The following is a 24,331-nucleotide window of genomic DNA, read 5'->3' on the forward strand; positions in this document are numbered from 1 at the left end:
CCTTGTCCCATACCGGAACCTAAACCAGCAAAACCAATGGATGCACCTACACCAATAGCTACAATACCTGCTTCAGTAGGTAATCCTTGTCCTCCACCTAATAATCCTGAGAATACTAATAATAAGATTGCAACCAAGAAACCGTAAATAGCCTGAGTTTCTGGTAAAGCGGAGAAAATAATACCCCTTGCAAACATGTCGTTATCTTCTGCAACTGCACCTACAGAACCAGCAGCTGCCATACCTTGCCCTAAACCGGAACCTAATCCGGCAAAACCAATTGCTACTCCAGCACCAATAGCTGCTAAAGCAGTACCTAAAGCAATTTCTACCATATTTAATTCACCTTTGAAATATAATTGATTTTTTTAAATTTAATATTAAGATATAAATGAAAAATTTCTAATTTTTAATTTTTGTAAATGTTCTTTTTGCTTTGAAAGCATCGAATTTACCTTTACCCTCTTCGAAGAATTGTGCAAAGAATTCTACATAGTTAAGACGTAAAGCGTTAATAAATGCACCTAACACTTGGAAAGCGAAGTTTGCAATATGACCAAATATGAATACAAATATTGCAAGTACAATACCTGCGAAAGGAACCATATTGTTTAACATTTGAGCCAATATGTTTACGGTCATTGCAATACCACCAGTAGCTAAACATAAAGCTAAAAGACGAGCGAAGGATAAAACATCTCCCATAAATCCGAAGATATCCATTAATCCAAATGCGCCATTAGCCCAAATTAAGATTCCAATAGCTGCAATTAATAAAACTCCTCCTAATGCCATTCCAATCATGCCGATTGCAGGCATCATGAATCCTAATGCAAGTAAGATAATACCCGCTTCAAATACAAACCAACAAATTTGAGAACCTAAAGCCTCTTTCTTCCTTCCGTATCTTAAGTTGTTAATTGCACCCAATATGAATCCAATATTGACATATAATAAACCAATAGCGATAGCTATTATCAAAATAGTCTCAGGATGTTTAAATGCTTCAACAGGAGCAAATACAGTTGGTAAACGGAAACCAGCTATTCTTTCTGGGAAATCCCCAATAAATCCATTGGTTATCATACCCAGTATGAATGCCCACAGACCAGACCATATCAAAATCCAACCAAATGAGTGCATGGATTCTTTAACTTTTCCAAGTCCGCGAAGTAGTACAACACCAATAGCGGATACTACTAAACCATAAACTGCATCGGTTAAACAGAAACCGAAGAAGAATGGAAAAGTAATTGCAACAAATATTGTTGGATCAATTGCATTATAACGTACCGGTGAGTACATATCTACTAAGTATTCGAAAGGTTTGGAATACCATCCATTTTGTTGTAAAATAGGAACATTTTCATCATCTGTACCTTCAACTTCAATTGTTTCAAAGGCACAATGTCCGTCAGAACTTTTTTCAACTAATTGTTCAACTTTTTCGGTATCTTTTACAGGCACCCATGCTTCAAGCACATAAGCATCTTTAGTTTGAACAAAAGAAGAAAGGATTTCATTCTTTTCTTTTTCATTTTCTAATTGTTCTTTGAGAGCTAATATTTCATCATCCCATTGATCAGCAACCGCTCTTAATTCTGTTTTAACAGCAGCACGTTCTGATTCGATGGTTGATAATCTTGAATCAGCACTTGAAATAATATGTTGAGGAGTTCCTTCAACATCACCTATTTCAATTCTCTCAAAGTCAAATTTACGAAGTGTTGAATAAACATCATCACTAAATTCTTTTAATGTCACTACAGTGATAATTTCTCCTTCTTTATCATCCATAGGGACAGTAAATACTTCTAATTCATCTGTCAAGTTACTTAATTCTTTTTTGATTTCTGAAGAAGATTCAGCATTAATCCTACCAACAGTAGTAGAAGTGTACTTAGAATCTTTTAAAAGAGCTAAATCCATGTCAAAATTAGATAAGTGATTAGCTAAACTTTTATTAGACTTGAGTTCACTTGTTTCAGCATCGAGTGCGGCTAGTTTTCCTTCAATAACGCTTGTTTTACTTTCCACTTGAGCCAAAGTATCTTCAGCTTTCTTAATAAACTCTTCAGTATCTAAAGCCTCGACTTCTTTTTGAACGGGCATGTCTGGACTAATAAAAGACATTAAAGTATCTTTTAACCCATGGCCTTCTGATAAAGAGTCTCCCAATAGTTCAGATATACCATTAGTTTTCATAAGAAGTGAAGATAATTTACCTGTGTAAGGAGTAGCTTTTGCCGGAGTTACTAATTCCGCTAATTCAGGATCTTGCTGAATGCTTTCAGAAATATCACTGACTTGTACAAGCCCAGATTCGTGGAGAGCATCCACAGTAGGGGCTACATACTTTTCCAGTGTAACAATTCTAATTTTACGCATTCTAGCTGTCTTGAACATATAAACTCACACTACAAAATATTTTTGACAATAATAGAAGCAGCATCATCAACATTTGCCATAGCTTTGTCTTTTAAGGTTTTAACATCACCTTTAGACTGTTCAGCAATAGTCTGTGCTTCTTTTTTAGCCTTATCTTCTGCATCAAAAATAGTATTTTTAGCTTCTTCTTCTGCTGCAATTTTAGCTTCTGAAATAATTTCTTCAGCTTTTAACCTTGATTCAGCAATTAAATCTTTTGATTGTGATTTTGAATCAATAATGAGTTGTTCAGCATCAGATTCAGCTTTTTTTATCATTTCGATTGCGCCTGATATCTCTGCCATAATAAATCACCATGGTGTATTTATTTTTATTAAGCAATATATATATCTTTTACGATTTAATATTCATATAAATAGCTAAAATTTTAATTTGATTAAAAAAAAGTATTCAAAATATAATAATTAGATAAAAACATGATAGAAAAAAAAGAATAAAAGATAAATAACTTATCTATAGAACCATTTCAATATACTTGGCGGTAATTTTTGTAAATAAGCAAGAATAGCTATAACAACAATGATTAAACCCACTACAAGAAGTTCTATGTTGTACGGAAAAGCTAGTAACATATACCCACTAACACCAATGACAATCCCTTCAAAAAAGAAAACCGCTTTGGTCCATGAGGGATTAAACATTATTACAAAATATGCGATTGCAATCAAAATCAATATGATTGCAGTAGCAATAACATCATTTGTTAATGGTTGATGTCTTAAAATTGGGGCTATTGCCCACACTATCAACATTAAAGCTAAAAATACACCAAGTAATTTAAACATTTTTACGTTTGCCATAATAACACTAATTTTAATTTTAATTTCATTATATTTATATCATTATATAATAAATGAATATATATGGATAGAGCAGTATGGATAATATTAAATAAAGATTTTTCTTTGACTTTAGATGGTGAAATTAAAAATGAAAAACTGACTGACAAAAAATTCTCACCAGGTGAAGACATTTGGACCGAAGAACTTCCGCGCTTAGGTTTCAGTAACGAAGAAATTCAAAAGGACTATGATGATTTTATAGGCGACATAATCACATTATTTACAGAACCGTTAGTGGATAAGGTATTCATCAATGCAAAAATAGGTGAAGAATCAGAATACGTTAATGGCAAAAGTCCACTGCTGATTAGGAAAATAGAGGAGTATAGTGTAGATGAAATCATAGAATAGAGTTTGCACTTTTCAACACTTCATCCATACTACTGAATTCAAGCCTTTCGCCATCTTCTCCGACCTTTTCTGTGGTAACCAACACATGCGGAGATGCCCACAGGTATGAATATGTAAAATATCCCACATTCACAAAAATAAATAGGGATGAAACCATCAGAGCCAATAATAAAAAGATAACTTGAATCAGAATATTGCCGTATCTTCTTTTTCTCAACAATATGAAGTTTTCATCCTTTTCAATGGCTTTAAATTTTTTTTGAGATAACTCTTCAGCGATTTCTACTAATTCATTTGAGTCATTCGCACTTAAAATAAACAACTTCATTTTAATCAACGTATACCACAAACTCATCTAACTGTTTTCTGGGAGTATCTCTAGGTTCCGCATCACCATAACCCAATGGAGTGAATAAAACAGGTTCCTCATTTTCAGCTAAGTTCAAGAATTGGTGAGCCTTATTTTTCTTGAATGCCCCAATATAACAGGTTCCCAGTCCCACATCAGTTGCTGCAAGAATCATATGATCCATAACAATTGTTGCGTCAATGTCGGATATATTCTTTCCATCCCACGGTCTGGTCCATGCTTTATCTCTTAATGCCACCACGCACAATACATAAGGAGCTTCTACAAACCATTTGGCTGAATAAATCTCAGATAATTCCTCTTTGTATTTTTTAGTATCAATTACATAAACCTTAAACGGCTGGTTATTGACGCCTGTCGGAGCTATTGTTGCCGCTTTTAGTACATATTCCAACTTTTCATCTTCAACTTCTTTATCCAAATAGCCTCTAACACTGTATCTTTCATTAATCACATCTATAAATTCCATACTGCTACCTTCCATAATACTCTATATCGTCCAAATCACAAAATTTTCTAAATTCATCTTCATCCATTTTTTCTTCATGGATATGAGCTATTATTCCCGGAACTCTTCCAATAATAAAAACGCCAAGTCCCAATTCCGGATCGAAACCCAAATCTGATAAAATAGCCGCATTTGCACCATCAACATTTAACCGAATTCCCTTCTTTTGATATGCCAAATCTTCGACAGCCAATGCCAGCTTGATATGTGGACCTACAAAACCCTCTTTTATAACCAATTCCATTAATTTGCTGGCCCTCGGATCAACATTATGGTATCTATGGCCAAAACCAGGAATCTTTTTATCACCGAGAATGTATTCATTATATATATCAATTGCCAGACTGGCGATTTGCTTGTTGTCTATATCAGAATCTTCAGTTATATAAAGCGATTTGATTTTAGATTGATATAAATCCATTGTTTTTTCAATTGCTCCGGCATGCTTATGTCCAAATGACAATAATGCGCCTGCTACTGCAGAATTGATAGGGGATCCTGAGGAAGCCACTAAACGTGCAGTTTGAGTGCTTGGAGGAGTTACACCATGGTCGCAAAAGGAAACCAAAACATGATTAAACACCTTTCCCTCAATAGGTGATGGCAATCTTGCCTTCAACAATAAATAAACCATGTCACTGTATCTGATTTTTTCAATTAAATCTCGCTGGTTGTAACCCCGAGTAACTATTTTATCCGTTTCAACTCGAGATACAGATGTTCTTAACGAATGAGGATCTATTCTAAAATTATTTTCTTGCATGATTCTCCCTTCTTTACAATAAACTATATAAATTTTACAACTTTAGGCTGGCCACTCTAGGTTCAACAAAACAAGATGGCCTTACTGAAACAATTCTAACACCGCTTGCCCTTTGATTTCCAACATTAACATAAGATCCCAAAACCGTAGTCTTTCCGCCGAATCCTAATGGTCCGATACCCGTTTCATTTAATCTTGAAGTTACATAATTTTCCACTTCACTTTGACAGTCAAGTCTGCCGTAAGCAACTGATTTTAACAAAAGGGAAGTTGCTTCGAAATGTGTTCTTCCAATGCCTATGGATGGAATTGACGGGGTGCAGCCCAACATTTTTAAAGATTGTGCCAACCAATCTACCGCAGTATCAACAACATTTGAAAATGAACGCCTGTGATAAACTCTAAATGTTTTAGCCCTTATCTCAGGACCGCCGCCTTCAAGTAAAAAATGAATATTCAATGTGTCCGGTGAAATATCCCTTTTGTATGATGATTCGTCATTGGCCGAATCTATCAAAATGGAAGCCGGTTTTAGCATTCCCGGCTTTTCAAACAATCCTTCAGACTGTTCTATTCTTTGCTTATAATTTCCTTTCACTGCCATTGGCCTTGCAGGAAGATTATTTAAACCCAAAGATATTCCCTCATAGATATTGTCTAAAAGTTCACCGGTAATCTGCCTTTCGCTGCCAATCTCAATAATGACATGTGGAATCCCAGTATCATCACATAACGGAAATCTGGTATCCTGAGCAACTTCATAGTTTTCCAAAATCTGTGATAAGCACCAAGATGCATTTTCATTTGTTTCAATTTCAATAGCTCTTTTTAAAGCATTTAATTTATCATCAGATAATCTGGTTGAAGCTTCAATAATCGATTCAGAAATATCATTTATAATGTCCATAAAATCACTCTGGAACTGATAGGCAACTGGAATTATCTGGAGAAGGAACAGCTTCTGGACAATAATTCTCAATAACCCTTTTGACTAACTTAACTTGTTTTATGCGAGCAATTGCCTCTTTTTCTGTCGTATCCCAGTTATGATTAGCTGCAACGGACCCTCCTGTTTTTAGATAAACAGGGGCCGCCACCTTGATGAAATCCGGAACTTCATAATGCCTTATAAAACCTCCAGTTGATTTAGGGTTTTCCGTATGCAAATCAATTGGAATATCGATTGCATTTCTAATGGCTGCAATCATTGGAATCTGCAAATCACGAACAGGATTTAATGAATTAAGACCAATTTCCTCAAGCAACTTCGCAGATGCAGGATTTGAATGACCTGCATGAGCGGATAACTTAAAATGGACATTAAAAGGTATTTCTCCAGCTTTTCTCATCTTATTTAATGTCCAAAGCAAACCTTCATCATATAATAATATTCCGCGAACACCCAATTCACAGGCCCTCTTAACGTCCTCGATTGCATAAACTAGATTATCATATCCCCTTAATCTGTAACCGATTCTGCTTCCCTCTTTAGTGTGGACAGTTGCTGAGGTGTCGTAAGTTGCTCTTGGACCAACAGCTAAAAATAGCTCACAACCATAATTAACTGCCAGATTAACCATCTCTCCAATTTCCTCATCGGTCAACATCATTATCCCTTTAGTTTGAGTAACCCTATGAATGAAAATATTGTTTTTAGAAGATTCCTTTAAAAGGGCATCCATTGTTCTTGGAGATTGGATTCCCGGAACTTCAAATCTGTATTGTCCGCCATCCTTGAATCTCTTATCTGATTCGAAATCATTGTAAGACTCCACAATACCTATTTTTTTAAGAAATTCTTTTGTTTTGTCCATATTATCTACTCATTCAGTTTATCAATGACATATTTCATAGAATATTCTTCTAAAGAATCAATAACCGTTAGGTTTTTTACATTATACTGGGGATTTAATCCTTTAAACTTATCTATTAGTTCCCTCAACTGGAATGGATTTTCAAAATCGCCTTTTGGAAGTAGAGTTATATTCTGGAAAACACCATTCCTAAACTGTTTATCCAATTTAATTATGACATTTGACGGTCTTTTATCAGGATATAGTTCATTTAGCTTATCATCGGAAAGAATCAACATTTTACTTGCCAGACTTTTAATGCTTTTTACAACATCCACAGAAGAATAATTATCCAAAAGCCCGTATTCAATTAACTGATTAATTTCATCAACACTTACTTCACCAACTACCAACGATATGGCTACAGCATAAGGCAGGCTTTGTTTAAGTTCCTCCAAATTCTTTGGATTGAAATTATTATGTTCTGCGGCAATTTTGTATGTTTTAACTGCCAAATTTTCAATATGATCATATTCATCACCTATGCTGGCCTTAAGTTTTAACGCAGTGTCTATTGACGAATGCAGATGTCTGCAGAACGGATATTTCTTAAAGTAGATATCCCTTACCCTGACTTTGCCGACATCCTTTATGGCATTTTCAAATGAAAAACTTTCAGAATCATAATCCGTATTGTCAAATACCATCGCTTTTAAAAAACCTTCATCACCTTCAAAAATGGTTCCGCTGCCTGTAAAACCATTTCGAGCAAGCAATGCAGACAATACCCCATTATATGCTGCCTTTCCGGCATGCAATGCTTTACCCATGGATCCGCCATGGTCAGATTCCAAAAGACCTGCCGCCTGAGTTCCGCATAATCCCAATGCGTTCAATGTTTGATTCTCATCAAGTTTCAATAGTTTAGAAGCAACTGCACCTGCAATAAAAGTTCCAATAGTTCCTGTTGTATGGAATCCTCTGTTCCTATGGTCAGGATTTACAATTTTGCCCAATAATATTCCCACTTCATAACCAACAATGACCGCCTCTAAAAACTCCTTTCCGCTTAAGTCATGGCTTTCGCTAATTGCCAAAGCAGTTGGGAAAATAATCGCACCCAAATGGATTTGAGCCCCTCTGTGACCGTCATCCAATTCCAGTATATGGGCCGCAACACCGTTTAAAAAAGCGGCGCTCAACATGTCCGTTTTTACTTTTGTGCCAATAATGGATGCGCCTAAATTCAATTTTAGATTTCCTGAAAATATTTCTTCAACAGTATTGAAAGCTATTTTTGAAGCATCTTCACCGGCCCCCCTGTAAGTCACTCCAAAAAAGTCTAGAAAAGCCGCCTTTACAGTGGAGATTGATTCGACAGTTGCCTGTTCATAGCGATAGTTAGAAATAAATTTAGAAATATTTTGTAAAAACATAAAACACCTTATAGTTAGTATATGTAAAAAGTAGTATTAAATAGTTCACTTATATGTTGAAGCAATTTTTTACAATAAAATGAAAAGACAGTTAAACTGCTGGAACTCCAGTTGCGACCAATACAATATGTGCCACAATAGCTGCACCATAATAAGTTGCCGCAATAACCAAAACAGTGATAACAATTGCTCTCCAACCTAATGCCTTAAACTCATCCCAACTTTTACCCATTCCAATACCAACATAAGCTAAAAATACAGTTACTATTGATAAAAGCTCTATTTTAGAAACAAAATAAAGCACAAAATCGGATGTTGGCATTCCCGGAAAAGCTATTGCAATACCCATTACGCTGATATAAAGAATAGAAGAAATATTGAACGGCAAATACCTTTCCATCCAAACGCCAATAAGAGTAATGACAGACAATATTGCCATACCAATTAAGGAATCTGTCATAGGATGCTTGTAACCCAAATAATTAGCGATTACTGTTATGGCTGAAAATATAATCAGCAGTAAAATCCAATTGAAAATCCCATGAACGGAAACGTTTTCAGATCCATCAATCAAATCCGGCATCATTCATCCCCCTTTTTTTTGACAATTGGTTCTTTTCCTATTTTAGGTTCTAGCCAATTATAGATTTTTTCAGTTAACGGGAGGGCAACAAATATTACAATATATATGCCTACACAAAATGAAAGCAGATTACTGAATCCGGCAAACGCTTCAATTTGAGTTTCCAAACCTGGGAATGCTGCTAGAGTTGGTCCAATAGCTGCAGCATTCATACTTGCACTACCTACACCACTTGCCATTGCATAGGCATATGGATGTAACGGTATAAATGACAATGAAAAAGTAACAAGGAAACTAATAAATATAGTACCGATTACGGTTCCTATAATGAATATTGCAAATACTCCCCTGGATTCTGGAGAGTTGAATCCATATTTGTCTACAACAACTGCAACATTCGGTTCCCTACCAATTGAATTGGTCATGCCGACAGCCTCTTTTTTAAATCCTAACAGCAATGCTATTGGAAGCACCAAGATAGTAGCCAAGTGTCCCAATTCCTGTAAAATCAATGCAGGCCCCATATCAAAAATCAAACTAATGGATTGGCCACTGGAAACAGCCAACTTTGCAATTAAAACACCTATAAAAAGCATCATAGCCCCTTCAGCAATACGGGCCTGTTTTCTTTGAATCCATTTAATTGGTTTAGCCAAATAAAAAGCCAAACCTAAAATAATGGTATAAATTAACGGCATTATAGTGATGGCAACATCTTTAGTGAGAGGAATCTTAATAGTTCCAATTAACTCTGCAATAATTACTAAAACAAGTACAGTTACATGTAATCTGTAATCTCTCCAAGGATTCTTCTTTAAAATCCTTTTATCCGTCTTTTCACGGAAAATATGCTCAACTTGACCGTCTTTGTTTCCATCAGGAATAATCGTCACTCCCATAAAAGCATTGAAAATTCATAAAATATGCTTAATGATATAATTTAATTTTAACATATTATATAAATTAATAGCATTAAATTTATGAAAATTCCTATAAAGAGAATTAAAATATAAAAAAATAAATAGATAATATCACAAAATAAGAACAAATAAAGAAGAAATTATATTTAACCATCAGCCCCAATTTAAATGATAAGCATTGCAAATTCAAATCAAAGATAATCTGTTAGGATAAAAATAAAATAGCTTCAATATGAATGTAGATTAACAATTTACACCCAATTACTGTAAAAAATGAAAAAGATTAAATCATGCCTGTAGCTAACAGTGTTAAATGTGCAATAGTTGCAGAGCCAAGATAAGTTCCGGAAATGACAATCACGGCAACGATAACACCTTTCCAACCAATCTTTTTAAATTCAACCCAGTCATTACCTATTGCAATTCCGACATAAGCCAAAAATGCTGTGACAATAGTGATGAGATTAATTTGTGAAACATAATGAACTACAAAATCGGATGTCGGAACACCAGGAATGGCTATAAATATGCCTATCAAACTGATAAAAATAATTGATTGAATATTTCTTGGAGCAATCCTTTCAAGAGACATTCCCACAATTGTAATAACTGAAATTATTATCATCCCAATGAAGGAATCGACTATTGAGGAATGGTAACCTACAAAGTTTCCAATGGCTACAATAACTGAAAAAATTAAAAGTAATGCACCCCATCTTTCCAGTTTTCCCCAGGTTAATTCATCTTTAGAAATGTACTTATCATGTTTCACTTCCTGAATATCATACTTATCGTCAATAGATTCATCATCACTATCCCCTATATTGGGAGATAACCATCCATATAACTTTTCTGCAAGAGGTATGGAAACAAAAATGCACATATAAATACCAAAACAGAATGAAAGAATATTACTGCACCCGGCAAAAGCTTCCAAATCAGTAGCCATTGCTGGAAATGCATGGGATATTGAAGCCAAGGACGCCGCATTCATACTTGCACTTCCTATACCGGATGCCATTGCAAAAGCATATGGATGAATAGGCAAAACTGAAACACAAATACTTGACAAAAGACTTATAAAAGCAGTCCCGATAATGGATCCAATAACAAAAATAGCTAAAACTCCCCTAGCCTCAGGAGACTTGAATCCATATTTATCAATGATAATTCCCAAGTTGGGTTCACGACAAATAGAACTAGTCATACCAATAACTTCTCTTCTAAAACCTAAAAATAAAGCAACGGGCAAAGCTATAAGAGTTCCCAAATCCCCCAATTGTTGTAAAATCAAAGCAGGACCCACATTAACAACCTCATCAATAGATTGGCCACTGGATATTGCCAATTTAGCAATTAAAACCCCAATGAATAATATCATGACTCCCTCAGCCACTTTAGATTGACTACTTCCAACAAATTTAATAGGTTTTGCCAAAAAAAGAGCCAATCCCATAACCAAAGCAAATAATAAAGGCAATAAAACTATTTGGATGGTATCGGTAATTTGAATCTCAATAACACCAATAAACATCGAAACTATAACCAAAAAGAAAACAACAATGTGCACCTTATATTCAACCCAAGGAGGCCTCTTTTTAACTGCTCTATCTGTTTTTTCCCTAAAAAGATGTTGCTGGTCAGTGATGAAAATCCCTCCAACAGGAATATTATTAAACTTACCTATGAAAAAAGGAGTATATAAATACATATGATTTAAATCACATTATTTCCCAAATTAGGAATAAAAAATAGAAAAAAAGTGCTAAAAAATTCATAAATAGTGAATAAAATTGATGAAAATTGCAAAAATTAAAAAACAATTGGATACTTACATTCTACAAAGTGGTTTTGACAAGTGCCTTCGAGCGGAAACCGGTGTTTCATAAAAGCGGGAATTTTCCAAAACCCTATCGATTTTAACTGGAACCTTTTCATCAGATTCAATTTTATTTCCACATTTTTTGCACTTAAATCCTTTATTTTTACCTGCAGAAGTCATCCTTTTACCACATTTACATATCGGATTTTTATATTCTATGTCATTCAATTTCAAGATTTGAAATTTTTCAATATTGAAAGTGTTCTGCTCGCCAATTCCTCCAAAAACCTTAATCATATCCCCCGGCATCAAATGAGAAACTATTTTCCTGAAATTTTTTGTTGGTTCATATGCTCCGCATTCAATCTCTCCGGATTCATCAAAGATATAAAAAAACATGTGCCCCCCATCAATGATTGTAGGCCTATTTTTTACCTCACCCACGACCTCATAACATCCAAACTGTTTCATATCAGATATTGATTCTGCTTTCTGAATATGCATGTCAGTGTGCTGGTTTGTTTTGAAAATACACCAATCCACAATTGGCTCTCCAACTTTAACAATGCCCTTGGCGACTTCAAGAGCTTCAACATTATTTGACCTGATACCATACAAAACAGGACATGGAGTTTTAGGTTCAATAGCAATATAGTCTTCCGAATAGTCAATATTCTCAAAAGTATCAGGGAAAGTCTCCTTATCCATCAGATAAACTGAATCATAATCAATTTGTCTTTTGGTACCGAAATTTTTAGAATCCCTATATGCAAGCAATTCAAAGGTATAATCACTTAAAGGCAAGCTAATGGCCGCGATAGAACCAATAATGCCTCTTCCCTTTTTGAATTTATGGATTTCACAACCTACAGATTTTCCAAATTCCTCAGCTTCCCCAATTGTAATGAATTCATAAATCGCCCTGAATGCATATTCCTGCATTTCTTTGGTTATTTCACCTTCATAAAATATTACGCCCGGATTCGTATTGTCACAATCAAACATGGAAAGCTTTTCGACTTCAGACAATACAATTTCACGAGCCAAACTGGATTTATCATCATTTAAAATCTTTAAACTAACTCCACCATTTCCACGTGTCTTAAATCTTGCAAATGGATTAAGACGAATCAATCTTGGATAATCTACCAGTTCAATTCCGTTGTCTTCAAATTTATTGATAATTTGACTTGCCAAATAAGTTGTGCACATTCCATCCGGAGAATCCGTATCATCGATTCCAATATGTAAATACTTAATTATAATCACCTTTAAATTATAACATATATTAGAGTTAAAACAATATATAGTTTACAAGAGGGATGAAATGTTAACTCGAAGCCAGTTGCTGCAACAAATAGAAAACTTATTAAAGTCTCAAGGTTTTAAGACTTCAGATATTTATGATCAAGGTTCATTTGATATTGTAGCTCGTAAAAACCTACTAATTCTACTTTTAAAAACATTTCAAAATATAGATAGCATTAATGAAAGCAATGCTCATGAAATGAAGCAATTAGCTAACATATTCCTTGCTTCACCGATAATTATTGGTGAAAAATCAAGAAATGGAATGTTAGAGGAGGGAGTAATCTACGAAAGGTATGATATCCCAACAATCGGCTTTGAAACATTGAAAAACATGATTTTATATAATGAATATCCTGAAATTCTTGCAGATAGAGGAGGATACTTTGTAAAAATTGACGGAAACGTCATAAAGCAATATCGTGAAGACTATTCACTTTCATTGAAGGATTTGGCGGATTTGGCGCATGTGTCAAGGGCAACAATGTATAAATATGAAAATGAAATTGTGCGTGCAAATACCGAAACCGCAATGATTTTGGAAGAGATATTGAACACTAAAGTCACATTGGATATTGATTTATTAAAACAACCCCAAATCGAGGATATCAAATATAGTGAAGGAGAGGACACGCTTGATTTGTCAAAACTTGGGTATGGAGTTGTTTCTACAAACAAAAGTCCCTTTGATGCAGTAGCCAAAATGAAAAGTTCAGATAATCATTCCCCATTGATAGCGAATGTTGAAAAGAACAGGACTGAAAAAACTCTAAAAAGAATGGCAATTCCACTGAAGGATTTGTCAATGGTTACAACATCCGAACCAGTATTCATTATCAATAATGAAAAGATTAAAGAATCGATTGGAACAATCCCTGTGATTAAATCATGGGAGTTAAAGGAGTTTGAAAACTCAAAAGAATTATTAAAAATGATTAGGGAAAGAAAAGAAAACTAGGGTGAAAATATGGAAAATTTGAGTATTGAAGGATTGGAAAATTACCCTATAAAATGGGTTTGCAATTATGCCGGTCAAAAAGCCATTGGAATCTGCGGAAAAACACAAAAAATAGCCATGTTTGCATCCGATGAGAGAGTATCTAAAATTTTGGATGACATCGTTATTGGTACCGATGAAAATCAGGAAGGCTATGGCTGTGAAGAAAAGGACAGATGCTGTAATTTCAAATGCGAATATTGTGAGATTTCACCAAGACAATACCTTCAGATTACAGGTAAAAAACCATCAAATAAGAACATAAAAGATTTAATCAATGGTCTGAAGGATTTAAACGAATCAATGGAAAATGAAAAATTGGTTCCTTTTGAAGAATATGAAGTAGTGAAATTCTAATATTCATTTAAAAGAGTGAAATCCTCACGGGCTTCCTCAACCTTAGCAACCCCTATTGAGACAGCGTCAATATAATCAATATTTTTTAAAAATGCAAAAGCTTCTTTTGGATTTAAAACACCTGCCGCCAAAATCCTTGTAGCTATAATTTTTTTATTTAAACTTAAGACTCTATCAACAAATTCCTGTCTTTGGGAAGCGTTAAACGCATTAATATCCATCATATAAGAAATAGAATTAAATGGAATCATATAAACATCAAATAAATCCATATCCAAATTATCTGGAAGCAAATCTGTTGTTTTTGATGGAAATGCAGTTACAATACCCGAAAGTGCACCGGCATCATTAATTTCAGACAATATTTTTGAAGTTAACTTCCAATCATAAGCGTCAACTATAAACTCATCCACCAACATTAAAGGGCAGTCATAGCTTGAAAATAGCTCAATATCCTCATCCCAATCAACATCTTTTGCAACTTCATAATTAGGATTCAGATAATCAACATCAGACTTGCCTATAGTTGCAATTACCTTCATCTCACATCCCGCATCGGCTGCAAGATCATATGCTTCAAGCAAATTGGGATTATTTACCAAGTTAATGGCCCTAACACCCTGGCTGTAAGCTTCTTGGATAACCTCACAAGCGTTTTGAGGATTGTGGTATAAATCATCAAGGTACAGTCTTGATCTATGGCCATAGTAAAGTTCGGCCATGAACGGACCATAACCCAAAATTGTCTGGGGAACTGATTTTTCTTTAACTTCAAAACTGTCTGAAAAAATGTTATCACCTATTCTTTTTCAACGACAACAGCAGTTCCATAAACAAGAATCTCCTGCATCACATCAGAGATTTCATTTGAGTCAAACCTAATTGCGACAATTCCATTAGCGCCTAACTCTTTTGCATGCTGAATTGCTCTGTGTAATGCTTCTTCTCTGGATTCTTCCATCATCTTGACATACTGTGTGATTTCTCCACCGAATAAAGATTTAATGCCAGCGCCAATCTGTCCGCCAGCACCTCTGCTTCTTACAGTTAAACCATAAATAAATCCTTTAGTTTCGACAATTCTGAATCCTGGAATATCGTTTGCTGTTGAAATAGCAAATTCTTCAACTGATACCATATCTAATCACCTCATATTAAATTAACAAATTAATTTGTTAATTAATATTAGGATTTCTAATTAAAATAGTTATTGTAATGCAAATTATTGAAATTATAAATATAATAAAAAACATATTTTTAACTAATATTTATTATTAAATATTCTTTTAAAAAACAATTTTATGGTGAAAATAATGAAAGTATTAATTGCTGATGCTATTAATGAGCAGGGTATTGAAAATTTAAAGGAAGTGGCTGAAGTTGTTGTGGATACAAGCATCACTCCTGAAGAATTATCCAATACCATACACGAATATGATGGAATCATTGTGCGCAGTAGGACAAAACTTACTGCAGACATTATTGAAAAAGCGGACAACATGAAAATTATCGCAAGAGCCGGTGTTGGGGTTGACAACATCGATTTAGATGCCGCTACTGAAAAAGGTATTATGGTGGTAAACTCACCGGAATCCACATCAATTACAGTAGCAGAACACACAATGGGATTATTGCTTACTCTTGCACGCAAATTATCTATTGCCGATAAATCAGTAAAAGAAGGAAAATGGGAAAAGAAAAAATTCATGGGAGTCGAACTCAGAAACAAGACTCTCGGTGTAATCGGAATGGGAAGGATTGGTTCTCAAGTAGTAAACAGGTGTAAAGCGTTTGAAATGGAAGCTATGGCATATGATCCATACTTGCCTGAGGAAGTTGCAAAACAGATGGGTGTTGAATTAACCGATTTGGAAACCGTCCTTAAAAATGCTGACTTCATTACAATCCATGTTCCTCTCACTCCAGAAACCAAACACTTAATTTCAACCGAACAATTCGAAATCATGAAAGATACCGCATTCATTACTAATTGTGCACGTGGAGGAATCATAGATGAAGAAGCATTATACGATGCATTGGCAAATGACAAGATTGGCGGAGCAGCATTAGACGTATATGAAGAGGAACCTCCTGCTGAAAATTCCAAATTATTTGAACTTGACAACATCGTATTAACTCCGCACATTGCAGCTTCAACTAAAGAAGCTCAAAGAGATGCTGCCATTATTGTGGCTGATGAAATTATTGATTTATTTAAAGGTGGAACCCCTAAAAATGTTTTAAACATGCCACGTATCGACCACAAGACCTATCAGGAAGTATCTCCATACTTGGAGTTATGCGAAAAATTAGGCAGTTTCATTTCTCAAGCGGTTAACGGCAAAATTAAAGAAATTGAAATTATCTACAGTGGAGAACTGGCAGAAATTGATAATTTAGAAATTTTAAGCAGAACTGTGATTCAAGGTGCTGTGAATCCATTCTTAAGTTCCCCTGTAAATGCTGTTAATGCATCCCTTGTTGCTAAAGACAGAGGAATAAGCATTACCGAAGGAAGAAAAGACAATGCAAAAGGATATGACTCCTTAATCAAAGTTATTGCCAGAAGTGATGATGACGTATTCTCCGCTGAAGGAACCATTTTACACGAAGCAAGAATCTTAAAAGTAAATGATTATTGGGTTGACGTTATCCCTGAAGGTCACATGTTCATTGCAAAATATGAAGACATTCCTGGAAGCATAGGTAAAATCGGTACAAAATTAGGGGAACACAACGTCAATATTGGAATTATGCAAGTCGGAAGAGATGAAAAAGGTGGAAGAGCCATCATGATTTTAACTTTGGACAAAGAAATTCCAAAAGACGTTATAAAAGAAATCCAATCTTTAGACAATGTTTATGAAGCTATTGGACTCGAATTATAAATAAAAAACAATTTTCACCATATTGTTTTTTTATTTTTCCTTCTTTTTTTTTAAAAAAAAACTATTTATTAAATCGTCTAACAATCCTTTTGACAGAACCATCAGGGTTAAATTCAATCATTACAACAGGATTTTCTTCATTATTCAACTGTTTTTCTTCAAATTCCTTATAGTGATCAACATAGGTATCTTCAGTTTTGAAGAATTCATCATCTGCTTCATCAAGAAGCCCTGGCTTAAATTCATCACTATCTTTTAAAACATCATCTTCATCAAAAAATTCATCGCTATTATCTTCAACCAAATAGCTATAATCCCCAATTGAATATGTTTGAGGATTTCCATATCTGTCATATGCCTTAAATGTATCTAATGAGTATGGAAGACATACAATCATGTGAAAATAGCCGTTTCTTGAAAATGTTTTTAAATCAGCATCGGAAGGCATTGCGCTAGGCCCAGGATGCGAGTGTACAGAACCCCAATATTTGGTAGTCATTGGAATCAACTCCGTGTGAACTAAAGCACCCGTTTCACAGGTTTCACCTGGAATGAATAATAATCCTGTGATGTATAGTACCTCATCAATTATCTGACCATCAAAAAAAGCTAAAAATTCATTTGGATAAGCTTTCTTGGAATAATATATAACAGAGTCTAAAACTTCCCTATCAATTCTAACTTCGCTAAACTCTTCATTATTTTTAAAAATTTTTGAAAGAAAACCCATTAACTCACCAAATTAAATTTTCAAAAAATTCTTTATTAAATTTTGGAACATTCCAATCTGTGTAAACGTAAGACCTGTATGAAACCTGATTTTTATTTTCTTTTTTATTGAAACCTACCACTTTTTTATTTTTCCTATATACTGCAATTCCTCTTTTTTTATAAGTTTCGACATCATTTAAATTAATGTCATTCTGATATAATAATTCATGAATTTCACTAGAATTGAGTCCGTTTATTTTATCATTTGCTTCATTATTTGAATACTTAGATTTTAGAAATGAAATGCCATATGATGCAATACAGTTTTTCCAAGATTCATCCTGTCTCCATCTGAAATATTTTAGTACATCCCCATCAGGAATTGGAATGACCCTTGAATCAAATGACGGCGGCTTTTTGAAGTCAACACCATAATGAATGACAAAAGAGCTTGCGGCAAAACTGGCAATTACCGAATTGATCTTTTCAATTCGACCATCAAAAGGAATTTTATCCAATAGTAAGCTTATCTCATCTGAAAAGGTATAAACCAAAACTGGAGAGAATTCTTTAAATAAATCCTCACACACATTTGCCATAACCCTGTAAAAATTTTCATCATAAGGTTTTGCCAATTTTAAATCTTCAGCCAGTTTATGAAAACTTCTGCCATCCAACCTGACAATTATCTTAAAATTCTTCGGAACCTTTAAAGATGAATAAACTTCAAATTCCTTCATTACATTCCCACACTAATGGTTTCATTGAAACTCTTAAGCAATCTAATTGCTGAAAGCGCAGCCAACATGCTTGTTTTTGGATTTGCAGAGCAAGGATAATTCATAGTAGTTGTTTTAAATTCACCAAAGTCACCCTTTGCAGTTATTTCATGAACATTTCTATCAACATTTGGATCAACAATGATTTTAACATCAATATCACTTTGACAGGCAATGCTGATTGTAGCTGCAACATTAATGTTTAATGGAAACACCTTAACGGCTTCAGAAGCTTTTCCTTCAAATAACACTTCTTCTTTGTCAATATCCTTACCAAGAGATTTAGGTGATTTGCGAGTAACAAGACTTATCTCTTTTAAACCGAATTTGGCAACCGCTTTGATTCCATCCAAACCAACAATGGCTCCTGAAGGCAAATGAACTTTAGCATCATTCTCTTTAGCAATCCTTTCAACTTCCTGATAAAATTCATAATCCATGAATGCACCGATACTCATTACAATCATGTCACGGCCTTCACTTAATACCCTCGGTGCGAAATATCTTGCGGAATCAGGTGAAGCACATTCTATAACCAAATCTACATTTTGAAGCAACTCATCAAAGTCAAGAACAGCCACACCCCCTGCAAAGGATGCCAAATTCTCTGCCCGTTCAATATCCTTATCAAAAAAGTATGCAATCTCAATATCATTTTCTTCGGGAACAATGCTTGTAGTAATAATATTAGCAATAGCTCCACAGCCTATAATACCTACTTTCATAAAAATCACATTAAATAAAAGATTAAACAAAAATAATAAAAAAAGGATTTTTGAAAGATTATTTATAATCTTTCAGCATCAAATTGGACTTGAGTTTCGTTTTGTGGTTGAGTTTCAGGTTGTTTTGGAGCCACTTCAGGAATTGGAGGTTCAGGATTAATTTTTTTCATATCCCTAGGATTAATCAACATAATGTCTCCAATAGCTTGAACTTTATCAAAGTCCACAGTCAATAAATCATTTTGGAAAGATCTCATATCATTTTCTTCAGGAACTTCTCCACGAATACTACCTAAAAATGAATTAACAAATCCGGCCGGTTTTCTTTCTTGTTCAATAGCTCTGACTTGTAATTTTGAGATTGTTCCTAATCTAATATTAAGAATGACGTCTTCGACACGACCTACATAATGTCCTGTATTTGTATAAATATCTAAACTACGTAATTTTGAAACTTCTACCATGTTTACACCACAAGTAATAATAATTAAAATATGTATAAATTTATTTTATTGTTAATATAAATAGTTTATGTTTTTTAAAGTTAAAAATCGCCATTTCTAGAAAAAATAAGAAAAAATTTATTAAATATATTGGATTAAACTATAATTTAGAATACAAGGAGACTTTAAATTGTGGGATACAACCAAAGATTATAGGATTTTAGTGGCAAGCAAAGCAAGAGAAAATTATCTAAATCTAATTCCAACAGCTTCATTTAGAGGAAGCTGGAACAAAAAACAAGCTGTTGATTTGGGAAAACAAATGAACAGTGATTTTCAATCATTGACTTATTCTTACCTTGAAGGAGATGAATTAGTTAACTCTCCTGATGTAGCCGCCCTAAAAGAAAAGGCTGAAAAAATAATCGAATGTTTAGGCGGATCTGATTGGAATAAAAAATTTTTAAGCAATGCTCCAAAGGAAGACCGTGAAAAAACTCAGGAAAACATTGCCAAAGTGAGGTTTTTCTTAGATACAATTATCGGTTTAAAAGATAGATTGGCATTAGGTCCAATTAATGATCCAATTATGGGTGTTGACATCAAGGTTGGCGAAGTTATGAGTGTGACTAGCCACCCAAAAAATGATAAACTCTCAATTTGTAATGTTAATTTAGGAAAAAGAGCCATTACAGTTGTCACTAATGATTTAAATGTTAAAGATGAAAATAAAGTGGGAGTTTCCTTACTTCCGCCGCAATCATTCAGCGACATTGTCAGTGAAGGAATGTTTCTTGGAATGGATGGAAGCATCCTTAAAGATGTTGACGGCGAACTTGGCGCCATGCCAAAAGGAATCCCTATGGAATCTTTAAATGAAACACGCAATCTTGTTGAAAACTATTTGAAATAAGTTTAATCACTTATTTTTCTTTTTTTATTATTTATTTTACTTTATAAATGATTTAAAGCATATTTTTATCTTAAATTTAAACCAATCAATTTTGTTTTAGTCATCTCGCTTACAGCATATTTTATCCCTTCTTTTCCAACACCACTATTCTTAAAACCTCCAAAAGGCATATTATCTGTTCTGAAAGTGGACTGCTTGTTGACAAATACTGTTCCGGCTTCAATTTCTTGCGCGCATCTCATTGCTGATGAATAATCTGAAGTAAATACACCTGCCTGAAGGCCATATTCAGTATCATTGGCAACTCCAATAGCTTCATCCAAGGAATTAACATGAATAATAGGTGCAACGGGACCAAATGTTTCACCTACAACCAAATCCATTTCAGGTGTGACATCATCGATAACGGTCGCCTCATAAAATGCACCGTCACGTTTGCCGCCAGTTAAAATCTTAGCACCACCATTTACTGCATTATTAACTGTTTCTTCAACTTGAATTGCGGCTTTTTGAGAAATTAAAGTTCCCAATGTGGTTTTACTATCCAAAGGATTTCCCATAACCAACTTTTCAGTTTCTATGACCAATTTTTCTGCAAATTCACTGGCAATTTCCTCTTCAACAATGATTCTTTTAACGCCCATGCATACCTGGCCCGCATTCAAAAATGCCCCATTGATAACTCCCTTTACCGCCTTGTCGATATCTGCATCTTTCAGGACAATCAACGGATCATTGCCTCCGAGCTCCAGTGTAACTTTTTTCATTCCTGCTTTTTGGGATATCATCAAACCGGTGGTAACGCTTCCGGTAAATGAAATCTTATCGACATTAGGAGATTCGACCAAGTAATTTCCAATTTCAGAGCCGTAACCGGTAACAGTGTTGACTACACCCCCAGGAAACTCTTCATTTAAAATTTCAGCAAACTTCATGACAGTTAAAGGCGCTTCTGTTGGGGGTTTTATAATAACTGTATTTTTACAGGCAATTGCCGGCGCGATTTTGTGAATTGTTAAATTGAGCGGATAGTTGAATGGAGTAATGGCTGCAACAACACCTAACGGAACTCTTTGAGTGAAAGCGAAAAATCCTTTTCCGTTCAAACCGGCATCTAAAGGTACACTTTCCCCATAAATTCTTTTTGCCTCTTCAGCTGCAAGTTTCAATGTTTCAATGGACCTGTCAAGTTCAACCAGGGATTCGTTAATTGGCTTTCCAACTTCTTTTGTAAGCAACACCGCAAAATCTTCGCGATTTTCTTTCAGTTTTTCACAGACATTGTACAATTTGTTTGAAACTTTAAAAGCAGACATTTCCTGAAGGGATTCTTTTGCTTTGTTTGCTTCAACAATTGCCAAATCTGCAGTTTGCCTGTGTGCTATCGGTACGGTATCAATTACCTCACCATCATAGGGATTTTTGACTTCTTCTAAATCATCGCTTGAAATGTGCTTTCCACCAATTAACATATCCATTTTATCACCTTGATTAAAATTTAATTTTGAAAATTAATAAATTTAGTGCATTGCCAATTTATCCAAAAAATTTTTTCGAAAGTGAGAGGTGCATTTCAAGTGTAACTTGCATAAATACTTGATTTTAATAAATAAAAATAAATATTTTGGTTTTATTATAATTTGACCATTATTCTTTAATAATTGAAATTTTAAACTATTATTTAGTGAAATAAGATTATTGATTTTTTAAAAATGAAAATATGGAAATTTTTTTGAGTTACTCGCTGATAAATTGCTTACAATAATTAACATATAATGATTTAAATAGAGAAATGAGTTTTCAACAACCATATTAAATTGAAATAAGATTAAATATTAAAGTTATGTGAAAATCAGATATTTTTATTAATGATTTTATATGGTTTAAGATTTTTTAAAAACAATACCTTCACAATTTAATTTGAAAAATTAATTTAATAAACTGGGATATCTGAGCAATATTAATGAAAATTATAATATAATGCGTTGATTGAGGTTAAATAAAAAAAATAACAAAAATAAAGCGGAAAATGAAAATTTTAAATAAAATCAATTTATTATTAGAAAAAAATTTTTTTCAAGAAAAAACTTGAAAGCTATTTAAAATAACTCCCTAGATCATTTAACTGACTGTTGAACTCCTTAACCTCCTTTGATGCAATTTGCCCGCTTAAATCAGAAATATAACTGTTATACATATAAATCGCCAATAGCACTACAACAATTATTCCACCAAAAAGCAGGATAAACTCGGCTGATGTCTGACCACTATCATCCATCAAAATCCCCCCATAAGCAAGGACCCACCGAATGTTGAAATCAAATAAAATATTCCAAAGGATGCCGTTGCAAGAGGCAATGCAAATTTTATACCTTTTTTAAACTCGCCATACATTATCAAACTAATTATAAATGCAACAAGACATGAATGAATTATCAAATAAATTTCACCGGCAAGGGGCGCTGTTAAAATTATTTCCGATTCCATTCCATAGCTTTGCATGAAAGTTGAGTATACGCTGACCATACCTATTGCAAAAGGAGTTGCAACAATTGCCGAAATCAAAAGAAACATGACTGACATCATCACAGAGGATTTTCTCTCCCTTTTTAAAGCAAGCAAATCACGCAAATCATCAGACACATCCTCAAGGACATGTGATATGCTGGATCCACTTTTTCTACCATCTAAAATAATATTAAAAACCCGTTCCAATTCTCTTGATTTTAGACGTTTGCTCATGGCTCTCCATGCGTCATCGAAATTGCGACCCATTCGGATTTCTATAATAGTTCTTCTCATTTCATCATATAACGGTCCTTCCCCATACTGAGACATATCCTCCATCGCATTTTCGAAGCTGAGTCCAACCTGCAGCATAGATGATAGTTGCCTTAGGAAATCAGGTGCTGTCTTTTCAATCTCCTGCACTCTTCTCTCCTGTTGAACAACAACATATGTGAAAAGTCCGGGGATGCAAAAAAACGGTAAAATCAATAGGGACAATGGCAAGTTCAGAATCATTAACATTAATGCTAAAGCAATTTCACTAACAAAAATGAAAAGCATGATTATAGCTAAAACATTGCTTGCTTGTGTAAAAATAGCTCCACTAAGCAAAAATTCCTGGAACTTTGACAAATACTTTTCAGGTACAATATTATCTAAAAATATTGATAAATCATTAATTATTTTAAATTTCATGAGGTAATATTAGATTTAAAACAATATAAAGTATCTGTTGTTTTTAAAATCAATTTTACAAATAGAAATAAATATTAAAAAATAATAAACCCAAGTTACTCTTTCTTATTTTTGGAGTATTTCATTCTAGCAACATTAAATGCAATTACTATTATTAACAATATAACTCT

28 protein-coding genes are annotated in these 24,331 nt (G+C 34.1%); 5 read left to right on the forward strand and 23 right to left on the reverse strand.

Annotated elements, in window-relative coordinates; genetic code table 11:
* The 4 genes from ACJMLZ_RS04415 to ACJMLZ_RS04430 form a co-directional block, all read right to left on the reverse strand.
* On the reverse strand, window positions 1-335 hold a 335-nt coding region (locus tag ACJMLZ_RS04415), incomplete at its 3' end, for a V-type ATP synthase subunit K (protein ID WP_405304145.1).
* 67 nt (window positions 336-402) lie between these two features.
* Window positions 403-2,406: a V-type ATP synthase subunit I gene (locus ACJMLZ_RS04420; protein WP_405304146.1), complete on the reverse strand. Its 2,004-nt coding sequence runs from the start codon at window positions 2,404-2,406 to the stop codon at window positions 403-405.
* A gap of 11 nt (window positions 2,407-2,417) precedes the next feature.
* Window positions 2,418-2,732: an ATP synthase archaeal subunit H gene (gene ahaH / locus ACJMLZ_RS04425; RefSeq protein ID WP_405304147.1), complete on the reverse strand. Its 315-nt coding sequence runs from the start codon at window positions 2,730-2,732 to the stop codon at window positions 2,418-2,420.
* 165 nt (window positions 2,733-2,897) lie between these two features.
* The gene (locus tag ACJMLZ_RS04430; protein WP_405304148.1) at window positions 2,898-3,248 is read right to left on the reverse strand and encodes a hypothetical protein; all 351 of its coding nucleotides are present in this window, start codon (window positions 3,246-3,248) and stop codon (window positions 2,898-2,900) included.
* Between the two features lie 63 nt (window positions 3,249-3,311).
* On the opposite strand from ACJMLZ_RS04430, the gene ACJMLZ_RS04435 reads away from it, so the two are divergent.
* Window positions 3,312-3,641 carry a hypothetical protein gene (locus ACJMLZ_RS04435; protein ID WP_405304149.1) on the forward strand — a complete coding sequence of 110 codons (330 nt, stop codon included), beginning with the start codon at window positions 3,312-3,314 and terminating at the stop codon, window positions 3,639-3,641.
* Here the strand turns inward: ACJMLZ_RS04435 and ACJMLZ_RS04440 are convergent.
* The 10 genes from ACJMLZ_RS04440 to ACJMLZ_RS04485 form a co-directional block, all read right to left on the reverse strand.
* A complete protein-coding gene (locus ACJMLZ_RS04440) occupies window positions 3,631-3,978 on the reverse strand; it encodes a hypothetical protein (protein WP_405304150.1) in 348 nt (115 codons plus the stop codon). The two genes, ACJMLZ_RS04435 and ACJMLZ_RS04440, sit on opposite strands and share 11 nt — an antisense overlap.
* Complete coding sequence (locus ACJMLZ_RS04445) at window positions 3,971-4,480, reverse strand: nitroreductase family protein (RefSeq protein ID WP_405304151.1); 510 nt, start codon at window positions 4,478-4,480, stop codon at window positions 3,971-3,973. The genes ACJMLZ_RS04440 and ACJMLZ_RS04445 overlap by 8 nt, the downstream gene beginning before the upstream one ends.
* A 4-nt stretch (window positions 4,481-4,484) precedes the next feature.
* Window positions 4,485-5,282, reverse strand: a complete 798-nt coding sequence (locus tag ACJMLZ_RS04450; protein ID WP_405304152.1) for a citryl-CoA lyase — start codon at window positions 5,280-5,282, stop codon at window positions 4,485-4,487.
* Between the two features lie 34 nt (window positions 5,283-5,316).
* A complete protein-coding gene (locus ACJMLZ_RS04455; protein WP_405304153.1) occupies window positions 5,317-6,189 on the reverse strand; it encodes a fumarate hydratase in 873 nt (290 codons plus the stop codon).
* A 4-nt stretch (window positions 6,190-6,193) separates the two neighbouring features.
* Window positions 6,194-7,096: a peptidase gene (locus ACJMLZ_RS04460; protein ID WP_405304154.1), complete on the reverse strand. Its 903-nt coding sequence runs from the start codon at window positions 7,094-7,096 to the stop codon at window positions 6,194-6,196.
* Window positions 7,097-7,101: 5 nt separating this feature from the next.
* A complete protein-coding gene (locus tag ACJMLZ_RS04465; protein WP_405304155.1) occupies window positions 7,102-8,511 on the reverse strand; it encodes an MmgE/PrpD family protein in 1,410 nt (469 codons plus the stop codon).
* A 91-nt stretch (window positions 8,512-8,602) separates the two neighbouring features.
* Entirely contained in the window at window positions 8,603-9,097 is a 495-nt protein-coding gene (locus tag ACJMLZ_RS04470) for a hypothetical protein (RefSeq protein ID WP_405304156.1), read from the reverse strand.
* Window positions 9,094-9,993 (reverse strand): DUF3100 domain-containing protein, encoded by a 900-nt coding sequence (locus ACJMLZ_RS04475; protein ID WP_405304157.1) that lies wholly within the window; start codon window positions 9,991-9,993, stop codon window positions 9,094-9,096. Before ACJMLZ_RS04475 ends, ACJMLZ_RS04470 begins: the two co-directional genes overlap by 4 nt.
* A 304-nt stretch (window positions 9,994-10,297) precedes the next feature.
* Window positions 10,298-11,725, reverse strand: a complete 1,428-nt coding sequence (locus ACJMLZ_RS04480) for a DUF3100 domain-containing protein (protein WP_405304158.1) — start codon at window positions 11,723-11,725, stop codon at window positions 10,298-10,300.
* Between the two features lie 120 nt (window positions 11,726-11,845).
* Window positions 11,846-13,105, reverse strand: a complete 1,260-nt coding sequence (locus ACJMLZ_RS04485; RefSeq protein ID WP_405304159.1) for a DUF1743 domain-containing protein — start codon at window positions 13,103-13,105, stop codon at window positions 11,846-11,848.
* A 58-nt stretch (window positions 13,106-13,163) separates the two neighbouring features.
* On the opposite strand from ACJMLZ_RS04485, the gene ACJMLZ_RS04490 reads away from it, so the two are divergent.
* Window positions 13,164-14,102: a transcriptional regulator gene (locus tag ACJMLZ_RS04490; RefSeq protein ID WP_405304160.1), complete on the forward strand. Its 939-nt coding sequence runs from the start codon at window positions 13,164-13,166 to the stop codon at window positions 14,100-14,102.
* 9 nt (window positions 14,103-14,111) lie between these two features.
* Window positions 14,112-14,498, forward strand: a complete 387-nt coding sequence (locus tag ACJMLZ_RS04495; RefSeq protein ID WP_405304161.1) for a hypothetical protein — start codon at window positions 14,112-14,114, stop codon at window positions 14,496-14,498.
* On the opposite strand, the gene ACJMLZ_RS04500 is transcribed toward ACJMLZ_RS04495, so the two are convergent.
* The gene (locus ACJMLZ_RS04500; protein WP_405304162.1) at window positions 14,495-15,220 is read right to left on the reverse strand and encodes a hypothetical protein; all 726 of its coding nucleotides are present in this window, start codon (window positions 15,218-15,220) and stop codon (window positions 14,495-14,497) included. The two genes, ACJMLZ_RS04495 and ACJMLZ_RS04500, sit on opposite strands and share 4 nt — an antisense overlap.
* Window positions 15,221-15,297: 77 nt before the next feature.
* A complete protein-coding gene (locus ACJMLZ_RS04505) occupies window positions 15,298-15,636 on the reverse strand; it encodes a heavy metal-binding domain-containing protein (RefSeq protein WP_405304163.1) in 339 nt (112 codons plus the stop codon).
* A gap of 175 nt (window positions 15,637-15,811) precedes the next feature.
* Here ACJMLZ_RS04505 and serA point away from each other — a divergent pair, with 175 nt between their 5' ends.
* Window positions 15,812-17,386, forward strand: coding sequence for a phosphoglycerate dehydrogenase (gene serA / locus ACJMLZ_RS04510; protein ID WP_405304164.1), 1,575 nt, complete (start codon window positions 15,812-15,814; stop codon window positions 17,384-17,386).
* A 61-nt stretch (window positions 17,387-17,447) separates the two neighbouring features.
* Here serA and ACJMLZ_RS04515 read toward each other — a convergent pair whose 3' ends face one another.
* From ACJMLZ_RS04515 to ACJMLZ_RS04530, 4 genes are all read right to left on the reverse strand, one after another.
* On the reverse strand, window positions 17,448-18,116 hold the full coding sequence (locus ACJMLZ_RS04515; RefSeq protein ID WP_405304165.1) for a Mov34/MPN/PAD-1 family protein: 669 nt from the start codon (window positions 18,114-18,116) through the stop codon (window positions 17,448-17,450).
* A gap of 4 nt (window positions 18,117-18,120) precedes the next feature.
* Window positions 18,121-18,837 (reverse strand): tRNA(His) guanylyltransferase Thg1 family protein, encoded by a 717-nt coding sequence (locus tag ACJMLZ_RS04520; protein ID WP_405304166.1) that lies wholly within the window; start codon window positions 18,835-18,837, stop codon window positions 18,121-18,123.
* Window positions 18,837-19,601 carry an aspartate dehydrogenase gene (locus ACJMLZ_RS04525; RefSeq protein WP_405304167.1) on the reverse strand — a complete coding sequence of 255 codons (765 nt, stop codon included), beginning with the start codon at window positions 19,599-19,601 and terminating at the stop codon, window positions 18,837-18,839. The genes ACJMLZ_RS04520 and ACJMLZ_RS04525 overlap by 1 nt, the downstream gene beginning before the upstream one ends.
* 62 nt (window positions 19,602-19,663) lie before the next feature.
* Window positions 19,664-20,065, reverse strand: a complete 402-nt coding sequence (locus tag ACJMLZ_RS04530; protein ID WP_405304168.1) for a PRC-barrel domain-containing protein — start codon at window positions 20,063-20,065, stop codon at window positions 19,664-19,666.
* Window positions 20,066-20,234: 169 nt separating this feature from the next.
* On the opposite strand from ACJMLZ_RS04530, the gene ACJMLZ_RS04535 reads away from it, so the two are divergent.
* A complete protein-coding gene (locus tag ACJMLZ_RS04535) occupies window positions 20,235-20,957 on the forward strand; it encodes a tRNA-binding protein (protein ID WP_405304169.1) in 723 nt (240 codons plus the stop codon).
* 65 nt (window positions 20,958-21,022) lie between these two features.
* On the opposite strand, the gene ACJMLZ_RS04540 is transcribed toward ACJMLZ_RS04535, so the two are convergent.
* From ACJMLZ_RS04540 to ACJMLZ_RS04550, 3 genes are all read right to left on the reverse strand, one after another.
* Window positions 21,023-22,435 (reverse strand): lactaldehyde dehydrogenase, encoded by a 1,413-nt coding sequence (locus tag ACJMLZ_RS04540; protein ID WP_405304170.1) that lies wholly within the window; start codon window positions 22,433-22,435, stop codon window positions 21,023-21,025.
* A gap of 617 nt (window positions 22,436-23,052) precedes the next feature.
* Window positions 23,053-23,235, reverse strand: a complete 183-nt coding sequence (locus ACJMLZ_RS04545) for a class III signal peptide-containing protein (RefSeq protein ID WP_405304171.1) — start codon at window positions 23,233-23,235, stop codon at window positions 23,053-23,055.
* Complete coding sequence (locus ACJMLZ_RS04550; RefSeq protein ID WP_405304172.1) at window positions 23,235-24,161, reverse strand: type II secretion system F family protein; 927 nt, start codon at window positions 24,159-24,161, stop codon at window positions 23,235-23,237. Before ACJMLZ_RS04550 ends, ACJMLZ_RS04545 begins: the two co-directional genes overlap by 1 nt.
* Window positions 24,162-24,331 lie beyond the last annotated feature (170 nt).

Source organism: Methanobrevibacter sp. (assembly GCF_045126245.1).
Lineage (GTDB): Archaea > Methanobacteriota > Methanobacteria > Methanobacteriales > Methanobacteriaceae > Methanocatella.